This is a genomic window from Streptococcus sp. cx1, from assembly GCF_052384325.1.
GTDB classification, from domain to species: Bacteria; Bacillota; Bacilli; order Lactobacillales; family Streptococcaceae; genus Streptococcus; species Streptococcus salivarius_G.
On sequence record NZ_JBQSUN010000003.1, the window covers coordinates 180,984 to 198,104 of the forward strand.

Consider the following 17,121-nt stretch of genomic DNA (forward strand, 5'->3'; position numbering starts at 1 on the left):
CTACCTACTTATCGTTTTCTGACCCAAGCTCCAGTATTGGCGTCATAGTAACGGCGTTGGCCTTTAACCCAGACGTAACGGCCTTTGACCTGACGGCCAGAAGCGTCAAAGTAGAGGTGTTGGCCGTTGATGACTTGTTCACCCGTTACGGCTTGGCCTGAGGCGTTAAAGTAATACCAAACGCCACGAGAAATTTGGATAAAGCGATTGGTCACAGCTTCACCACTATTGGCATCAAAGTAGTATTTCTTTCCTCTGTAAGTCAGAAGTTTCCCTTTAGCTTGGACCCCATTGCCTTCAAAGTAGTAAAGTTTACCATTGATATGTTGGAGACCAACTACTTTTTGACCGTTTTGGTTGAGGTAAGCCCATTGGTTGGCACCGACTTGAACAAAGCGGTTGGTTACGGCCTGACCTGAGTCACCATCATAGTAACGGCCGTTGGCCCAGGCGCCCTTGACTTGGCTATAATCATTGTTGAAATAGTAGTGATTACCATTAATGACTTGAGCACCTTTAACTAGCTTACCATTGCCATCGACATAGTACCACTTGTTGTTCTCAGTCACAAAGCGTGAACGGGCAATTTCACCGCTATCGCCATCAAGGAAGTAACGTTGGTTATTGATAGTGACAAAGTGTCCTTTAACCTGACGTCCTTCATTGTCAAAGTAATACTGCTTACCATTAATGGTATGAAGACCTGTTACGGCATAACCGTTGCTATCGAGGAAATACCAAGCCTTGTTTTCAGGATTTTGCGCAAAACGGTTGACTGCGAGATTTCCTGTATCTGGAATGAAGTAACGTGTGCGTCCGTCCGCAAAGCGGATGAACTTGTCTTTGGCTTGAATACCTGTCTTTTCATCGAAATAGAAGGTTGTGCCATACATGTCGTGGAGGCCACGATACATTTGACCGTTGCCATCAAAATAGCGAACATCTTGGCGAGGACCCGCAAAGTCATAGAATCCATTAAAGGCCTGAACCCCTTTAGGATCGTAGTAATATACGTGACCATCACTGCCTTGGCGAAGGACATGACGTAGCTGGAGACCATTGTCTAGGAAGAAGTATTTCTTGCCATCAATGACCTGTTCACCTGTGACCATGTTGCCGTTCTTATCAAAGTAATACCACTGGTTGGCACCGACTTGAATGAAGGTATTCTTGGCAAGGTAGCCACTCGTTGAGAAGTATTGGACCTTATCTCCCACCCTACGGAAACCAGTTGCTGTGATTTCAGTCATTTGTTTAGGAAGGAAGGTTTGACCTGCCTTAAGGCTGAAGTATTGGTTGGTAGCGTTATCTTGCAAGACATAGCGAGCTCCAGTACCTTGGATATTGCTTCCATTGAAATACTTGGCTGACCATTGCGTGATTTTCTCATTGGTAGTCAATTTACGGCCGTTTGAAATCTGCACGCGCTCAAAGATTGCTGGGTATTTTGCCTTCAATTCATCGAGGAAGGCACCACCGTACTTGCCTTGGAAGTCATTTCCAAAGGTACGTGTTTTAGCTGCGTAGAGGCTATTGTAGATTTCAGCATTTGGACGTGGTGTACCGTAGCTGTTAGTACGAGAAGCTGTTACCACTTCTTTTCCAGGAAGATTGTAAATTTGGTCTGGAACCCAATCAGCAATGGCTGAAATACCTTCAGCGTGAAGGGCACGAAGGGCATCCATGAGGTCTTTGAGCGAACCGTATTTGTTGTTCTTACTCATGGCAATATCGTAACGGTCTTCGAAGGCATAGCCATTTTCAATGATAGAATCCAAGAAAGTACCGTCCTGACTAGACACGTATTGTGGCGCAAATTCAAAGGAAGTAATTCCCCACTCTTTGAAGAGTTTGGCATTTTGAGCAATCACACGGTTGGTGTACTGACTTGGGGTCTTAACGAAATCTTGGAAGTTTGAGAAACCTTCACAGATGACTTGTGAGTCGAGAGCTGCTGATGATTCAAAGACCTGCTCACCCTTCTTAGTCGTCGAAGCCTTGGTGAGGGCATCTTGGTTTTCTGAAGCACCTACTGGCACCCAAACCGCTAAATAGCCTGAAACTTCAACGGTTGAATGACCAGTAATATCGTCTGCCGTGAAGGTCAAGTTCCCTTGATTGTCCGTATAGCGAACCAATCCAGCTGGCACATCAGAATCCTTGAGGTAGGTCGCAAGACCTGTCGATTTGCTGAGAAGTAATGGACGGTAAGCCTGATTTTTGTGGGCAGCTCCCATATTGACCACCAAATGATCATTTGCTCCCAACTTCATATCTGGACGGTTGGCTGTAAGGACGAGCATTCCTTGGTTGCGTGTTTCGGCAGTACCAAGCTGGTTGGCTTCTTCTGCTCCTTTACCATAACGCACAGATGACATGATTTCATAGCCATTAAGCTTAGTAACCTTCATGTCTTGACCACCTGCTACATATTTGATGCGAGCACGGAGCAGGGCATCGATGGCATTATAGTATGGTGATTTTTCAGCCATGTATTGGCCATCGTCGGTAAAGAGATCACCGTAGTAAACACGAGTGATACTATCCTTGTTGGTCAACATTGTGGCATAGGCAGCTGGGATATTGTACTGGGTGTACTTTTTATCAGCCTTGCGCATGTCCGCATTGTAGATTTCAAAAGCCTGTTTGAGCTCATCCATAGTGAAGGTGAAACCATCTGTTTTTGGATTAATCTGCTTGCTGATGATATTAGCCAAAACAGCTTGCACTTCACTATCATGGGCTCGCACGAAAATATAATTGGCATCACGTGGCGTGTGTTTCTGCTCACTTGAACGATTGTTAAGAGAGTTAGTAATCACGCGCTCCAAGCTGCCACGGTAATTTCTCTTACGCAAGAAAGTCGTCAAAAGCGTTTCACGTAGTGGATTGTCGATAGACAACTGAGCACCCTTGGTATCCTTGTTGTATTGATGATCGTTGTAAGACCAAGCTTCAAGGATTGACAAGTGGGCAATAGCGTTGGCTTCATTGTCTGCGACACGGTATTTTTCCTTGAAGTAGTCAGAAGCAATCTGCAAGAGGTCCGCATCCACATTGTCCACCGCATCGATACGAACACCGTCAAAGTTGGCACTTGGATCATTGCCAAGGATAGAACCAATATTCATGATGTAGTGGAGCCAGTTTAGTTGTTCAGCCTGAACAGCTGGGTTAGAGTTGTCGATATCGTTTGCCAAGAGCAACTCGTAACCACCATTTGAACGGTCAATATGGTATTTGCGTGTCCCCATTTGGTTAGTCGGTGTGCGGTTCATGAGGCGGAAGTCTGAATTGGCATGACTTGTCGCACTATTATTGAGGAAGGTCAGTGCTCCTCCTTGCAAGTGGTCTTTACCAACTAAGAGATTGTCCTCACTCTCAGAGTTCCAGCCAGGCTGTGTTTTGATGAAATCTGACATCAACTGGCGAAGCCAAGTGGTATTGCCCTCGCGACCAATACGTTCCTCAATTCCTCGTTGCACCGTTTCGGCAGCAGCTGCCAAGTCATAGCTCATCATGTCAGTCGTATAGGCCTTATCACTAAAGCCTTGTTGACTCATATAGTTGAGGTAGTTGACTTGTGTCACCTTGTCTGGCCACCAAGTCATCAAAAGGGGACGATAATCTTTCTCAGTTGAAGCTGTCCAATTCTTCCCATCCTTCAAAATCTGTTTTGGACGGTACCAGCTATCAGCCGTCAAGAAATTATCCAAGTTTTCAAAACTCTTACTTGACGTATCATAGGCCTGGTTATAAACCGCATAGATAGAGTTATTTGGAATGGCATCGGCACGATACAAAGGTTTACTTTGATCCACCATAGCCCCAGTCTCATCGAAATAATAAAGACGACCATCAAGTTCAATCGCTGTGTTCTTTTTCACAACGCCATTTTCAACATAATACTGCTTGCCATCGATAGTCTTCAAATTTGAAGCTACTGGTTTATAGTCAAGACTTGGCTGACTTGGTTGAACAGGTTTGTTTGGTTGAGACGGTTGACTTGGTTGAACAGGTTTGTTTGGTTGATTTGGCTGCGTTACAATAGTCACATTTGGTCTTGTGCCATTTGGACTTGTCACCGTCACGTTTGGCTTAGGCGTGTTTGGCCCTGTGATAATGGTTACATTTGGTGTCGTACCGCTGGCCGTAATCGTGATGTTAGTGTTACGGTTAGCATTGATACGAATAGTGCTATCAGCAGTGCGTGTGGCGATTGCTGGTGCAGCATTGGTCAAGACTCTAGGTCTTGCTTGTTCTGTCACATTAGGAGTAGACTGAGCACTTGTTTGCCCAGCTACTTGAGTCATAGCCTGACCTTGTGAGGTCTGTTCCGTAGTCTGTGTCTCTTGGGCACTGGCTTTAGTTTGCGAAGAAACTGCCACTCCCTGACTGGCAACTTGACTAGTTTGTGCTTGAGCAGTTGTTTCTTGGCTAACCGCACTTGTCACCACCTGAGAGTTTGTTTCGTGACTTACGCTGGCTGTTGCTACTGCTGACACACTTGCTTGAGCACTCGCTTGCTCAGTAACAGTTGTGGTCGTCACTAGACTGGCAGTGTCATCCTCACTTAGTTGCTGTAAGCCATCACCATTTGGCGTACTTGTCTCATCGGCCTCTACTTTTCCTTGAGCTAGGAGACTTCCACCTGCCAAGGCAACCATTGAGAGGGTCGTCACCCCGATAGTTACCCAGTTTTTCTTAACCTTGTGTAGTTTAAAACGTACCTTATTTTCCATCTATATCAATCATCCTTTTTCTGTTGTTGTCTCTACTCTATGATATATTCAGACAAATTACAAATAGGAAAAAGTCATCTTTTCTTCATAAATCTCTGCCACGCGCTCAGTTTTATTAACTTTGATTACTGAAAATGAGACCTTACACCATATGTAAGGTCCTAAATAGAGTTTTTTTGCTTCTCAAACTCCTTCAAGTGCTTATCTTCAAAGGCTTTTGAAGATTAAAGCAAGCTTCAATTAACCTTAAGAGATAGCAAAACTATGAGAGAAGTAGCCCCTAAAAAGACAATTCTGAAAAGAAAATTTTAGATAGAAAGACTCTATTTTTTCATCTGACTAAGATCGTGGTCTGTCTATGAGGAACAAAAATTAAAAATATAAATGATTTACACAGGTGAATTCTTATTTGACTAACGAAACTAAATATAGAATCTTTTATGTCAGTTCTTTAACATTTTTGATAATTCCGTTAGTTTCTGTTGTTTATTCTTAAAAAAGGATTATAATGAAGCTAGGTGAATATGTAAGCGTTTTAATTTTGCTTTAAAGGACACTTGGGGGATTATCTAAAAGATTGACATTAGTTACCTAATGCCTAAATAAGGATTATAGTAGGATAACCATTCCTGAGTCACTTTGAACCATCAAACTAGGGCTCATAAAAAGAATACAGCATCATTTCAAACTAGAGCTCTAGAGGGGACGCCTCATACTAGTAAGCTCTAGTTTTTTGTGTCTTAGAAGCCCAAAATAAACGAGATCTTCTATGCTTAGAAAGGAGGAAAATTCCGAACGGCTCTCGTTTTTCTAGAATCATTTCGTCAGGACTCATGTTTGCCTCGAACAGTCTCGTAATATAGAAATTGAGGAGGCTTGGAGAAATAAGGATTGTCACAAAAAGATTAACTTACATCGTTAGGGACTCCTCCCCAATGCTCACTTTTCATAAACTCTCATGACAGCCCTTATTTTGCAGTATGTAAAAAGTTTAAAATGAAAGGAGAATTACCATGGAAAAGAAAGTACATTTTAAACTTCACAAAGTTAAAAAACATTGGGTAACTATTGCAGTGACAGGACTTGCTTTGGGATTGAGTTTTGCAGGACTCAGCTACGCTTCAGCTGAAGAACAACCTACACCTGTTAATGAAGCAACTGTTGAAGCCATCATCAAAGAAGGCGCTATTGACGTTGAGGCTCCAGCAAGTAATGAAGCCACAACTAAACCTGTAGAAAACACAGCTGCTACCGCTTCGAGCGAGGTTGCCACTGTGTCAGAAACACCAGTGGTCACCTCTGAAGGGGCTTCAACAGAAACAGTCTCTGAAAAACCAAGCTCTGAAGTCACAAGCACAGCTAGTTCGGAAGCAGCTAATTCTGAAACTACACATTCTGAGGTAAGTGCAACGACTAGTGAGAGTGTTACAACTGAGAATTCGTCACCAACAACTAGTGATACTGATACCCCTAATTCTCAAGTTCCCTCTGCTGAAAATAATATCACTGGCGGTCACTACTACAGTGATAAACAGGGGAATTGGTACTATGAAGATGCTAATGGGAAAAAACTTACTGGAGACCAAACGATTGATAACGTAAGAGTCTCCTTCTGGGAGGACGGAAAACAAATTAAAGGACCACAAATCGTAAATTACAAACTATACCGTTATTTTGATGATAATACTGGTCAACTACAAACCAAACGTTATCTAGAATATAAGGGAAACTGGTACTATGTTGACAAGGATGGTATTCCTCTCAAGGGGGAACAAACCATTGATAGGCAAGAAGTTTATTTTGATTATGACGGAACTCAAGTCAAAGGAGACTTTAGTGAAAAGTATTCTGGTAATCTTGATAAGATGCACTATTATGACCCTAACACCGGAGCTAGAGTTAGAAAAGAAGGTCTCGTTCAAGATAAAGAAGGAAGAACCTTTTTTATCAATAATGACGGTTCTAAATATACAGGAACTCGTATGATTGATGGTAATCTTTATTATTTCGAAATCAACTCTGGTGTCATGCAAAAAGGAATCAGCATAGAGCTAGAAGATGGAAAGACTCTTCCAACTTCTAATAAATATGGAACGCCCACAAACATTACCCGTCGTTACTATTTTGACTCAGAAACCGGTCAGTTAGTCAAAAAACAAACAATTAAAGAACATGATAAATGGTACTACTACGGTGATGATGGAAATGCTATTCGTCCTAAAGATGGGGAAACCCTTATTAATGGACAAATCGTCTATCTCTACTCAAACGGCCGTCAAGCTAAAGGAGAACTTGTTCTTGATAATGGGGTCCTCCGTTACTATGATCCTGATTCTGGAGCTCGTGTTGTAAATACAAGCCTAACGATCAATGGGATGACTTATAACTTTGATGAAAATGGAATTGGTAAAGATGCTCCAAACCCTAACGGCTACTATAGCGATGAACAGGGTAACTGGTATTATAAGAATGCAAGCGGAGAAAACCTTATCGGTTCCCAAATCATTAAGGGACAAAGAGTATTCTTCCGGGATAATGGACAACAAGTCAAAGGGGCCTATTTAGATATATATAATGACCTTAAAGGTTACTACGATATCAATACAGGAAATCTCGTAACCAATCGTTACGTTGAAGTTAATGGTAATTGGTACTATGTTAATAAATACGGTAGCCCACTAAAAGGGGCCTACATTATTGATGGACAAGATGTTATGTTCGATCCCCATGATGGTAAACAGATTAAAGGAGGATTTGTAAGAGATCCGAAGTTTATCTCCAAATATTATTACATGCCTAAGTACTACTATGATAAAGACAATGGTTGCAAAGTAACCCATGCAGGCTTTGTTAATGAAAATGATTCAACCTACTACCTTGATGATAAAGGACAAATAGTTCTTGGGCTTCAGGAAATTAATGGCGATTTCTATTACTTCCGTCCAGAAAATACGTATAAACACTATGACATTGGAGAAATGTTACGAGATCGTTTTATCTATGAAAATAATAAGGTCTATTATGTTGATCATAGTGGTAAAATCTTGAAAAATCGCTTTTTCGAACGTAATGGAACTGGAACTTGGTATTATTTTACAAAAGATGGTACAGCTGCAACAGGAGAAGTTGAAATTAATGGTCAAAAACTATACTTTGATAATCCTTGGGGTTTTCAGACCAAAGGAAGGGTTGCTCAAAACGGTAAATTCTATGACAAAGATTCTGGTGAACTAGTGACCAATACTTTTAAAGAAGTATTGACTTCCGTTGGTAGTACCATAAATGGCGAAATTTTATATGCAAAGGACTGGTATTACCTTGATAGGGAAGGCCGACCACTAAAAGGACCTCAAACACTTGATTATGTCAAAATGTACTTCTTCCCTAATGGAGCACAGGTTAAGGGACGTTTTGCTCCTGATGGACACTACTATGATAAGGATACTGGTGCACTTGTAACAAACCGTTACGTCCATATCTATAACTGGAAATTTCAAGATAAATACGGTAATCCTGTCGATAACTTTTTTATCAAGTACCCACATAATTTTATTTTTGGTCTCAATGATAACACAATACCAGTAGACATTAGTCACTACCCACTTTCAAGCAAAGACTTCGATTGTGAGGACTATTTCTACTACGTTGATGTCAATGGTGATAAAGTTACCGGTGAGCAAACCATTGACAATGTCCCAGTCTACTTCCACAGTAACGGTAAACAAGCCAAGGGAGAGCTAGTCACCGTCGATGGTAAAATCCACTACTACGATGCTAACTCAGGTGCCCGTTTGTCAAATATTGACATTACTATCAAAGGGCAAACCTATCATTTTGATGCGGATGGAAACGGAACACTCATTAGTTAATGAAGTTATAAATACTCCTTCTCAATAACGACAGTTCAAAATGAAAGGAGAATTATCATGGAAAAGAAAGTACATTTTAAACTTCACAAAGTTAAAAAACATTGGGTAACTATTGCAGTGACAGGACTTGCTTTGGGATTGAGTTTCGCAGGACTCAGCTACGCTTCAGCTGAAGAACAGCCTACCGCTGTTAATGAAGCAACTGTTGAAGCTATCATCAAAGAAGGTGCTGTTGACGTCGATGCTCCAGCGACTAGTGAAGCCACAGCTAAACCTGCAGAAAACACACCTACTACCGCTTCGAGCGAAGCTGCCACAGTATCAGAAGCACCAGTAGCTAGCTCAGAAGTTGCTTCAACAGAAACAGTCTCTGAAAAACCAAGCTCTGAAGTGACAAGCACAGCTGGTTCAGAAGTAGCCAGCCCGGAAACTACACATTCTGAGGTAAGTGCAACAAATATACCTACAAACAACGAAAACCTCATCATAAGTGCTTCTCCCGATAAAACAACTTTAGATACTTCACAAAAATATGGTGATTTCACCATCACTGTTGAAGCGGAAGGTATCACAAAAAAGACAGATAAAAGAGAGAGTTTCGTTTCAGATGCAAATGGTGTTACCTATTATGTAGATTCAAAAGGGCAGCTGGTTACCGGACCAAAAGTAATCAACGGTTTCCAATATTACTTTAACGATGACGGCACTATGGTAAAAGGGCAGCTTAGGAAAGTTGACGACAAACTGCACTTTTACGATGAAAACGATGGCAAGCTAGTAACAGACCGTTTTATTACATTCAAAGACAACCACTATATTCCAGAAGAAAACTATAGTAAAGTTGTTTACTTCAATGAACCTGCTTATATCGAACCAAACTATTATGTAATGCCTGGACTAGAACGTTACTATTTCGATAAAAATGGTAACACTCTTAAGAAAGGTCGTCAGACAATTTTAGGTAACGACTATTACATCTATGACAATGGCCAAGTTGCTGTTCATAGACTAATGGAATTAGATCACAAACGCTACTACTTTGATGACAAAGGGGCCTTAGTCAAAAATAAACAATATCCTATCATCGAAAAGGGTTTATGGAAGTCTATGCCATATGTATTTTATTCAGACAACGATGGGGTAGCACATTATCTCAATAAACAACTAAACATTGTGACTTATCCATTCCCAACTTACTATACTCTTCCTTCAGAAAATAATAGAGACTATCCAAAAAATCAATTTATGATGGACTACGAAGGTCGTTGGTATTACTTCAACAAAGACGGATTTCCTGTCACTGGACCTAAGACTGTTGATGGCTTTGAACTCTACTTCCATGAATCATATCGTCCAGAAGGACATCAAGCTAAAGGCGAATTCATTAATATTGATAATAAAATCTACTACTTTGACAAAGACAATGGCCGTAAAGTCAAGGACACTTCCTTTGAGTTAAACGGTATCCATTATATCGCAGATAAAGAAGGGAACATCACTATCCAAGGTGATTCTAGATTCCATAACCAATATGTCAGCGATGATAAAGGCAACTGGTATTACTACAACTCCGATGGCAATAAACTCATTGGCGAACAAACCATTGATAACGTCAAAGTCTACTTTAAGGACAGTGGAGTCCAAGTTAAAGGACACTTCGCTCCGAATGGACACTTCTATGACAAGGATAGTGGTGAACTTGTTACCAATGCTTATGTAGAAGACAATGGAAACTGGTACTATGTCGATGAAAATGGTCAAAAACTCATTGGAAACCAAATTGTTGATAGTTATCATGTTTGTTTTCACAGTGATGGTCGTCAACTAAAAGGTGAGGCTAGCTACTCAAATTCAGGTCTACCAAAACATTACTATGATTTGCATAATGGACAAATGGTTATCAACTCTCTTATTCAAATCGATGGTAAGACCTATAAAGCTGATAATGAAGGTAAACTCTCTGAAGTACCATATGCTTTAAACTATCGCAACCAAATTGTTACCGACGAATTTGAAAACAGCTATTATTATGACTACCAAGGAATGATGGTTAAAAATCAATACGTTACTATCTATCACCTAGAGAATGACTATCTTAACCCTAAAATTAGAAAAGTTACCTATTATGCAGGATATGACGGAAAATTCCTTCACGGTCCCCAAACAATAAATGGTGTTGCTGTTTATTTCAATGCCTATGGTGAACAAATCAAAGACCAGTTTGCAGACGATGGTTACTATTATGATAAAGATACCGGTTCTCGTGTTAATTTAGGAGTCAACCAATCAGTTATGATAAATGGTAAATGGTATTATCTTGACCATAACGGAAAGCGATCTAAAGGTGAGTTTATTAAACAAGGAGGAAACAAATACTACTACGATAAAATTAATGGTAAGCGTGTCATTGGAACACTTTTTGAAGTGAACGATAAACTTTATATTTCAGATCAAGAAGGTGTCATTACTGAAAAGAAAGATGATATCAAAAAAAATGGACTGTTCTATGATGACTACCACAATATCCATTATATGAATGATAATGGTCATCTAGCTAGGAACTTATACGTTCCTTCTAACCACAATGGATTTAGCGACGATACAAAACCATTTTACTATTTTGGTTCCGAAGGAATAGCTTTAAAAGGGGAGCATACTATTAATGGTGAAACAGTATTCTTCGATGAAAATGGAGAGCAAGTAAAAGGAGGTTTCGCAAAAAACGGTAAATATTACGATAAACATACAGGTAACTTAGCAAGAAATACTTTCAGAGAGCGTACTGTAAGAATCGCTCGTGAATGGCGTGCTAATGGTATCTCAACTACATTCCGCTACTACCTAGATAATAGTGGCTACAAGGTGTCAGGTTATCAGACTATTAACGGTGAGGACTACTACTTCTACCCTGATGGACCACAGTTAAAAGGGGATTTCGCACCAGATGGTAGATATCACGATAAAGACACTGGAGCTTTAGTCACAAAACGTTATGTTCAAATAAAACCATGGCATTTTATCACCGACCTAGGTAATGAGCCTATCGACCATAATTATGTTCAAGTATTTCAATTCGATAGATACCCTAGTCTAGCAGACACCTCAACTGGTGCAATTACTAGATATTTTGGTAAAAAATATTCTAATAGTTGGTACTACGTCGATGAAAATAGTCAAAAGGTAACTGGACACAAAACTATCGATAATGTGAAGGTTTACTTTGATAAAGATGGTAAACAAGCTAAAGGTATTGTTGCTGATGATGGTTATTACTATGACAAGAATAGTGGTGAACTTGTTGACTTAGGACATGACAAATTCGTTGACGTTGACGGTTATCGTTACTATGTTGGTAGTGATGGCAAATGTTATAAGGGTGAACAAAAGATTGGAGATGATTACTACTATTTTCACGATGATGGTAGACTAGGCTACGATGAATTGCGAACAATTTGGGCGGGAAATGACTACTACTATCATTATTATTACCCAAAAACTGGAAAACGTGCTAAAAATGTTGACATTACTTTTAATCACTCAATTCGTTACAAGGTGAAAGCTGAGCTTGTTCATTTCGATGAAAACGGTGATGGAAGGGTTATTAAATATATTTACGAATAATATTTATTTCACACATATAATTCCAATTTGTCTTTCAATGAAAGGAGAATTATCATGGAAAAGAAAGTACATTTTAAACTTCACAAAGTTAAAAAACATTGGGTAACTATTGCAGTGACAGGACTGGCTTTGGGATTGAGTTTTGCTGGCCTTAACTATGCTTCAGCTGAAGAACAGTCTACCCCTGTTAATGAAGCGACTGTTGAAACCATCATCAAAGAAGGCGCTATTGACGTTGAGGCTCCAGCGACTAGTGAAGCCACAGCTAAACCTACAGAAAATACACCTGCTACCCCTTCTAGCGAGACTGCTACAGTATCAGAAGCACCAGTAGCTACCTTAGAAGTTCCTTCAACAGAAACAGTCTCTGAAAAACCAAGCTCTGAAGTGACAAGTACAGCTAGTTCGGAAGTAGCGCATTCTGAAACTGCACATTCTGAGGTAAGTACAACGACTAGTGAGAGTGTTACAGCTGAGAATGCGTCACCTGTCGGTGATATCCCAATCGAAAATACCACAAGAGGAACTGACCGTTCTGCCTTTACTGAAAAAAGGAATGGATTTGTTACCGAAAAAGAAGAACGCATTGAAACAGAAAACTATTTAGGTAGTCTTATTACCACAAGACATCCTTATTACGTAACTTATTACTACGATAACAACGGTAATAAGCTTATGGGATGGCAAGATATTAATGGAGAACGCTATTATTTCAAAAAAGAGCGAGAACATCCTGGTTTCGAAACCATTGATGGAAAACTCTATTACTTTACAGATAGTGCACGTATGCTCCATGATGAATTTGTTGAAGAAAATGGTCAAACTTACTATCTAGGTAGCGATGGCGTGCGAGTTTCTGGCTTACAAGATATCAAAGGACAAACCTATTACTTTAATCCTGATAGAAACGGCCAACTTAGCTACGGCTTGAACGTGGTTGGTGACAAGCTCTATCTGTTTGGAGATGCTGGCAAAGAAAATGCAGGACAATTAGTTAAAGACACACATCTCAACAACGGTGATTTCAAACTCAATATTGATCCTAATGGTATCGTTACAGTGGCAAATAACCATCCCGCTTTTCTACAAGATAATGGTGGTCACTGGTACTATATGGATAAAGATGGAAAACTTATGACTGGACCACAAACTATTGACGGCTTAACCTATTACTTTGACTCAGATGGTAGACAGGTCAAGGGTGAACGCCGTAAGGTCAATGGCAAATCATATTTCTACGACCCAGATAACGGCGCCCTTGTGACGAACCGTCTCGTCACCTTCAAAGCTGGACGATTCATTCCTGAAGAAAACTATGCTAAAGAAATAAGATTTGACTTTGCTCCTTATGCAAATTATGACAACAACGAACATCCTGAACTCGAACGGTATTATTTAGGTGCCGATGGCCTACCAGTCACAGGATGGCAAACCATCAATGGTAATAAGTACTTTTTCCAAGATGATGGAAATATGGTCGTGCACAGATTTTTCAATAACTATTACTTCTACAATGATGGTACCATTGCTAGAAATAAACGATTGAATATTCCTACACACTATATTATGAGAGAATTTCCAAATATCTATGAATTTGATAATGATGGGGTTGGTAAATTCATTTCTAGTGATTTTAAGGACCTTCGACAAAAGACTGCTTATTTTGTCCAAGATAAAGATGGGTATTGGCATTACTACGACGAAATTGGATGGCCAGTGAATGGTTCAACAACTGTTGATGGCTATGACATGTATTTCCATTTAGGAACTGGTCGCCAAGCAAAAGGAGAGTTAGTTGATATCAAAGGCAAGGTTTACTATTTTGATAAAGATAACGGTCGAAAGGTTAAAGATACAACTTTTGATTTCGATGGTAAGACCTATGTGGCAGACCAATCTGGTGCCCTCAGCATTAAAAGTCAATCAACTGAACGAAACCGCTATATTAGTGATTCCGAAGGTAACTGGTACTATGTCAATGACAAGGGTTACCTCCTCCTTGGTGCCCACACCATTGATAACGTCAACGTTTATTTCGGCACCAATGGTGTTCAATACAAAGGCCATTTTGCTCCTGATAATCACTATTACGATAAAGATAACGGTGCTTTAGTAACAGATAGATTGGTTGAGGATGGCGGCAAAGAGTTTTATGTTGATGAAGAAGGAAAGAAGTTTAACGGTACTAAATATTTGGACGGAATTCAGTACTACTTTAGCTACGGTGAAAAAGTGAAAGGTGAGTTTGATTATCCATACCGTGGTGATCATTATTATGACAAAGAGACTGGTGCCCTTGTAACTGGAAAATACTTCGAACATAAGAATAACTGGTATTATGCAAATAGTAAGGGAAATATTCTGACTGGTAGAAGAGTCATCGATGGCAAGCATGTCTACTTCTACGATGATGATTATGGACAATATAAGGGCATACAAGCTAAAGATAAACTCATCATTTTAGGTGGTAAGACTTACTATTATCTTCCTGGCTCTGGTAATCGTGCTGATAATGTAACCTTGACAATAAATCACGTTACTTATTACTTTGATAATGACGGGGTTGGCCATATCCTTCGATAGTCATTTACAAGTGGCTATGGATTTCAATTACTAAACACAAAAGGAAGTCGACAGTTGGTCAACTTCCTTTTTCATATAATCAATCACTGTCATTCAAACAGAACCCAATTATGACATTTTTTTAACATTTACGATTATCTTGTAAAAAAACTTGTTTGTAATTAAAAAAGTATTATAATAAAGGCAGGTGAGCATGTAAGCGTTTTACTAAAACGTTGAAAGTGTACTACAGAGGGATTAGGATTAGGAACTTGGCTTTAGAATTCTAACGTCAAAATAATTTTTTATGCATGAAAACTGGTCCTTAGGCACTTTGGCATGATAATCTAAGGCTCTTTTCATACACACATCTGTCTATAATACAAAACTAGAGCTTTAGAGAGAATGCTTCAAACTAAAAGTTCTAGTTTTTTGTATTTAAAGACATATGCCATAGGCTGGATTCAATAATAAAACGAAAGGAGAGAAATAAAAGTATTAGGATAAATAAGTGAAGACACTTGTTTCTAGATATGAATTACACAGCATAAGCATATTCTCCTTGCCACACGTTTGACGTGCTCCCCTATAAAATCTTCTTATGGTCATGACATGAGAGATTTAGATATGGGACTCAGTCGTTTTAACAGATTTGCCTACTTTTAACACTATTTTAACGGCGAGCTCCTTTATAACCACCCAAACATCGGTGTTCATTTTATGAAAGGAGTCTATTATGAATACTGAAATGAATTATCCATGGCACGTGTACAAGAAGCACCTTGTGGCACTTTCTTGTGTAACCGCACTAGCTGCTTTTTCCCTAGTTGCTCGCCCTGCATTTGCGGAAGAAGTAAAAGCATCTGATACGAATGCTAAGACCGAAGTTGTCGCACCTGCTATAGAAAATGTAGTGGCTACTGTTGAGACTAAGACACTTGATGAAAATCCAACAGCAACTACAACAGATGCACCAACAGGCACAAGCATTATCAATAGCGAAGCTACAAGTGTTACCACTGATACTACAGCTATTCCTGAAACAGCTAAACCCGCTTCAGAGGCTTCAAGTACAGTTATCTCTGAAACAAATTCAACAAGATCAGAAATACCTACTTCTAAAACAGGAGCTACAGTAAGTGAAACTGCTAGTATAGAAAACGCTAGATATGAGGACATCTCAGAAAATCGACTTAAGACTGATGTTTCTTCCTTCAATAACGATGAAAACACAGAAATTCAAGACGAAGATCCTGAAGAAAATATTACAGGTGGTCAATGGTATAGTGACGTACAAGGTAGTTGGCACTACAAAAAAGACGGTAAAGACCTTATAGGCGCACACGTTGTTGACAATCAGCACGTGTATTTCCATGAAGATGGTAAACAAGCCAAAGGTGAGTCTGTCCAACGTAATAACCATTATTATTTCTACGACCAGAATCTAGGGCATAGGATAACTGAACAGTTTGTCAAGGTAGCTGATTTTCCTCACGATGAATACCGTTACTTTGGTAAATATGGTGTGGCTGTAACAGGCTGGCAAGATATTAATGGAAACCGTTACTATTTCTATCCTGACACTGCGTATAGAGTCTCCATTCCTTGGTACCAAGGAGATTGGGATGACTTCCATAAAGTTTACATTGATAGCAAGCCATACTACTTTGGACATGATGGTGAACTTTGGCGAAACCGCTATGTCAGATCTCTAGGGGGAATTCCTGGTGGCTATAAGAGCATGGATTTCGGAACATTTTACCTCGGCGATGACGGACAATACGTTACAGGCTGGCAAAAGAAAGGCGAAAAAGAATATTATTATTTTGAATACGGACGACAAGCTCGAGGAATCGGATTCAACAACAATGACAGCCAAACCAATGTTATGGGGCAATTTATTAGGTTCCCAGAAGGTATCCGTTACTTTGAACCTTATACTGGTGAACTTGTCAAAAATCGTATGATTTATAACGACAAGAATATGCTTTTTGAATATTCACATGGTTATATTCCTGGATGGCTCTATTTCGATAAAGACGGTATTGCAGTAACTGGACTTCAACAAGTTTGGGGTGAATACTACTACTTCCGTGATGCTGCTGGTCTCCCAATAAGAGTTCAGGGAGAAATTGTAGACTACAAGGGACATAAGCTTTACTTCGATCCAAACAATGGTCAAATGTGGCGTAATCGTAATGCCAACATTGATGGAAAAAATTATCATATTGATGAAAACGGCTACCTTACAGAGATTTAAGTCATCAATCAATTGTAATTAAGTTATTTTTGCATTATTTCAGTTTTTAGACTGAAAAGATTTTAAG

General features: G+C 39.6%; 5 protein-coding genes. 4 read left to right on the top strand and 1 reads right to left on the bottom strand.

Going from position 1 to position 17,121, the window contains the following annotated elements:
• Positions 1-8: 8 nt before the first annotated feature.
• Positions 9-4,742 carry a glycoside hydrolase family 70 protein gene (locus ACT170_RS06000; RefSeq protein WP_444818061.1) on the bottom strand — a complete coding sequence of 1,578 codons (4,734 nt, stop codon included), beginning with the start codon at positions 4,740-4,742 and terminating at the stop codon, positions 9-11.
• Positions 4,743-5,755: 1,013 nt separating this feature from the next.
• Here ACT170_RS06000 and ACT170_RS06005 point away from each other — a divergent pair.
• From ACT170_RS06005 to ACT170_RS06020, 4 genes are all read left to right on the top strand, one after another.
• Positions 5,756-8,611 (top strand): KxYKxGKxW signal peptide domain-containing protein, encoded by a 2,856-nt coding sequence (locus ACT170_RS06005; RefSeq protein ID WP_064525385.1) that lies wholly within the window; start codon positions 5,756-5,758, stop codon positions 8,609-8,611.
• Between the two features lie 57 nt (positions 8,612-8,668).
• On the top strand, positions 8,669-12,232 hold the full coding sequence (locus ACT170_RS06010; RefSeq protein ID WP_444818060.1) for a KxYKxGKxW signal peptide domain-containing protein: 3,564 nt from the start codon (positions 8,669-8,671) through the stop codon (positions 12,230-12,232).
• A gap of 54 nt (positions 12,233-12,286) precedes the next feature.
• On the top strand, positions 12,287-14,815 hold the full coding sequence (locus tag ACT170_RS06015; protein WP_444818059.1) for a KxYKxGKxW signal peptide domain-containing protein: 2,529 nt from the start codon (positions 12,287-12,289) through the stop codon (positions 14,813-14,815).
• Between the two features lie 715 nt (positions 14,816-15,530).
• A complete protein-coding gene (locus ACT170_RS06020) occupies positions 15,531-17,054 on the top strand; it encodes a glucosyl transferase (RefSeq protein WP_048790823.1) in 1,524 nt (507 codons plus the stop codon).
• Positions 17,055-17,121: the final 67 nt, after the last annotated feature.

What these genes read in the sequence shown, in the direction of transcription:
- ACT170_RS06000 (WP_444818061.1), bottom strand. Translation starts at nt 4,742, where the DNA reads ATGGAAAATAAGGTACGTTTTAAACTACACAAGGTTAAGAAAAACTGG.
- ACT170_RS06005 (WP_064525385.1), top strand. Translation starts at nt 5,756, where the DNA reads ATGGAAAAGAAAGTACATTTTAAACTTCACAAAGTTAAAAAACATTGG.
- ACT170_RS06010 (WP_444818060.1), top strand. Translation starts at nt 8,669, where the DNA reads ATGGAAAAGAAAGTACATTTTAAACTTCACAAAGTTAAAAAACATTGG.
- ACT170_RS06015 (WP_444818059.1), top strand. Translation starts at nt 12,287, where the DNA reads ATGGAAAAGAAAGTACATTTTAAACTTCACAAAGTTAAAAAACATTGG.
- ACT170_RS06020 (WP_048790823.1), top strand. Translation starts at nt 15,531, where the DNA reads ATGAATACTGAAATGAATTATCCATGGCACGTGTACAAGAAGCACCTT.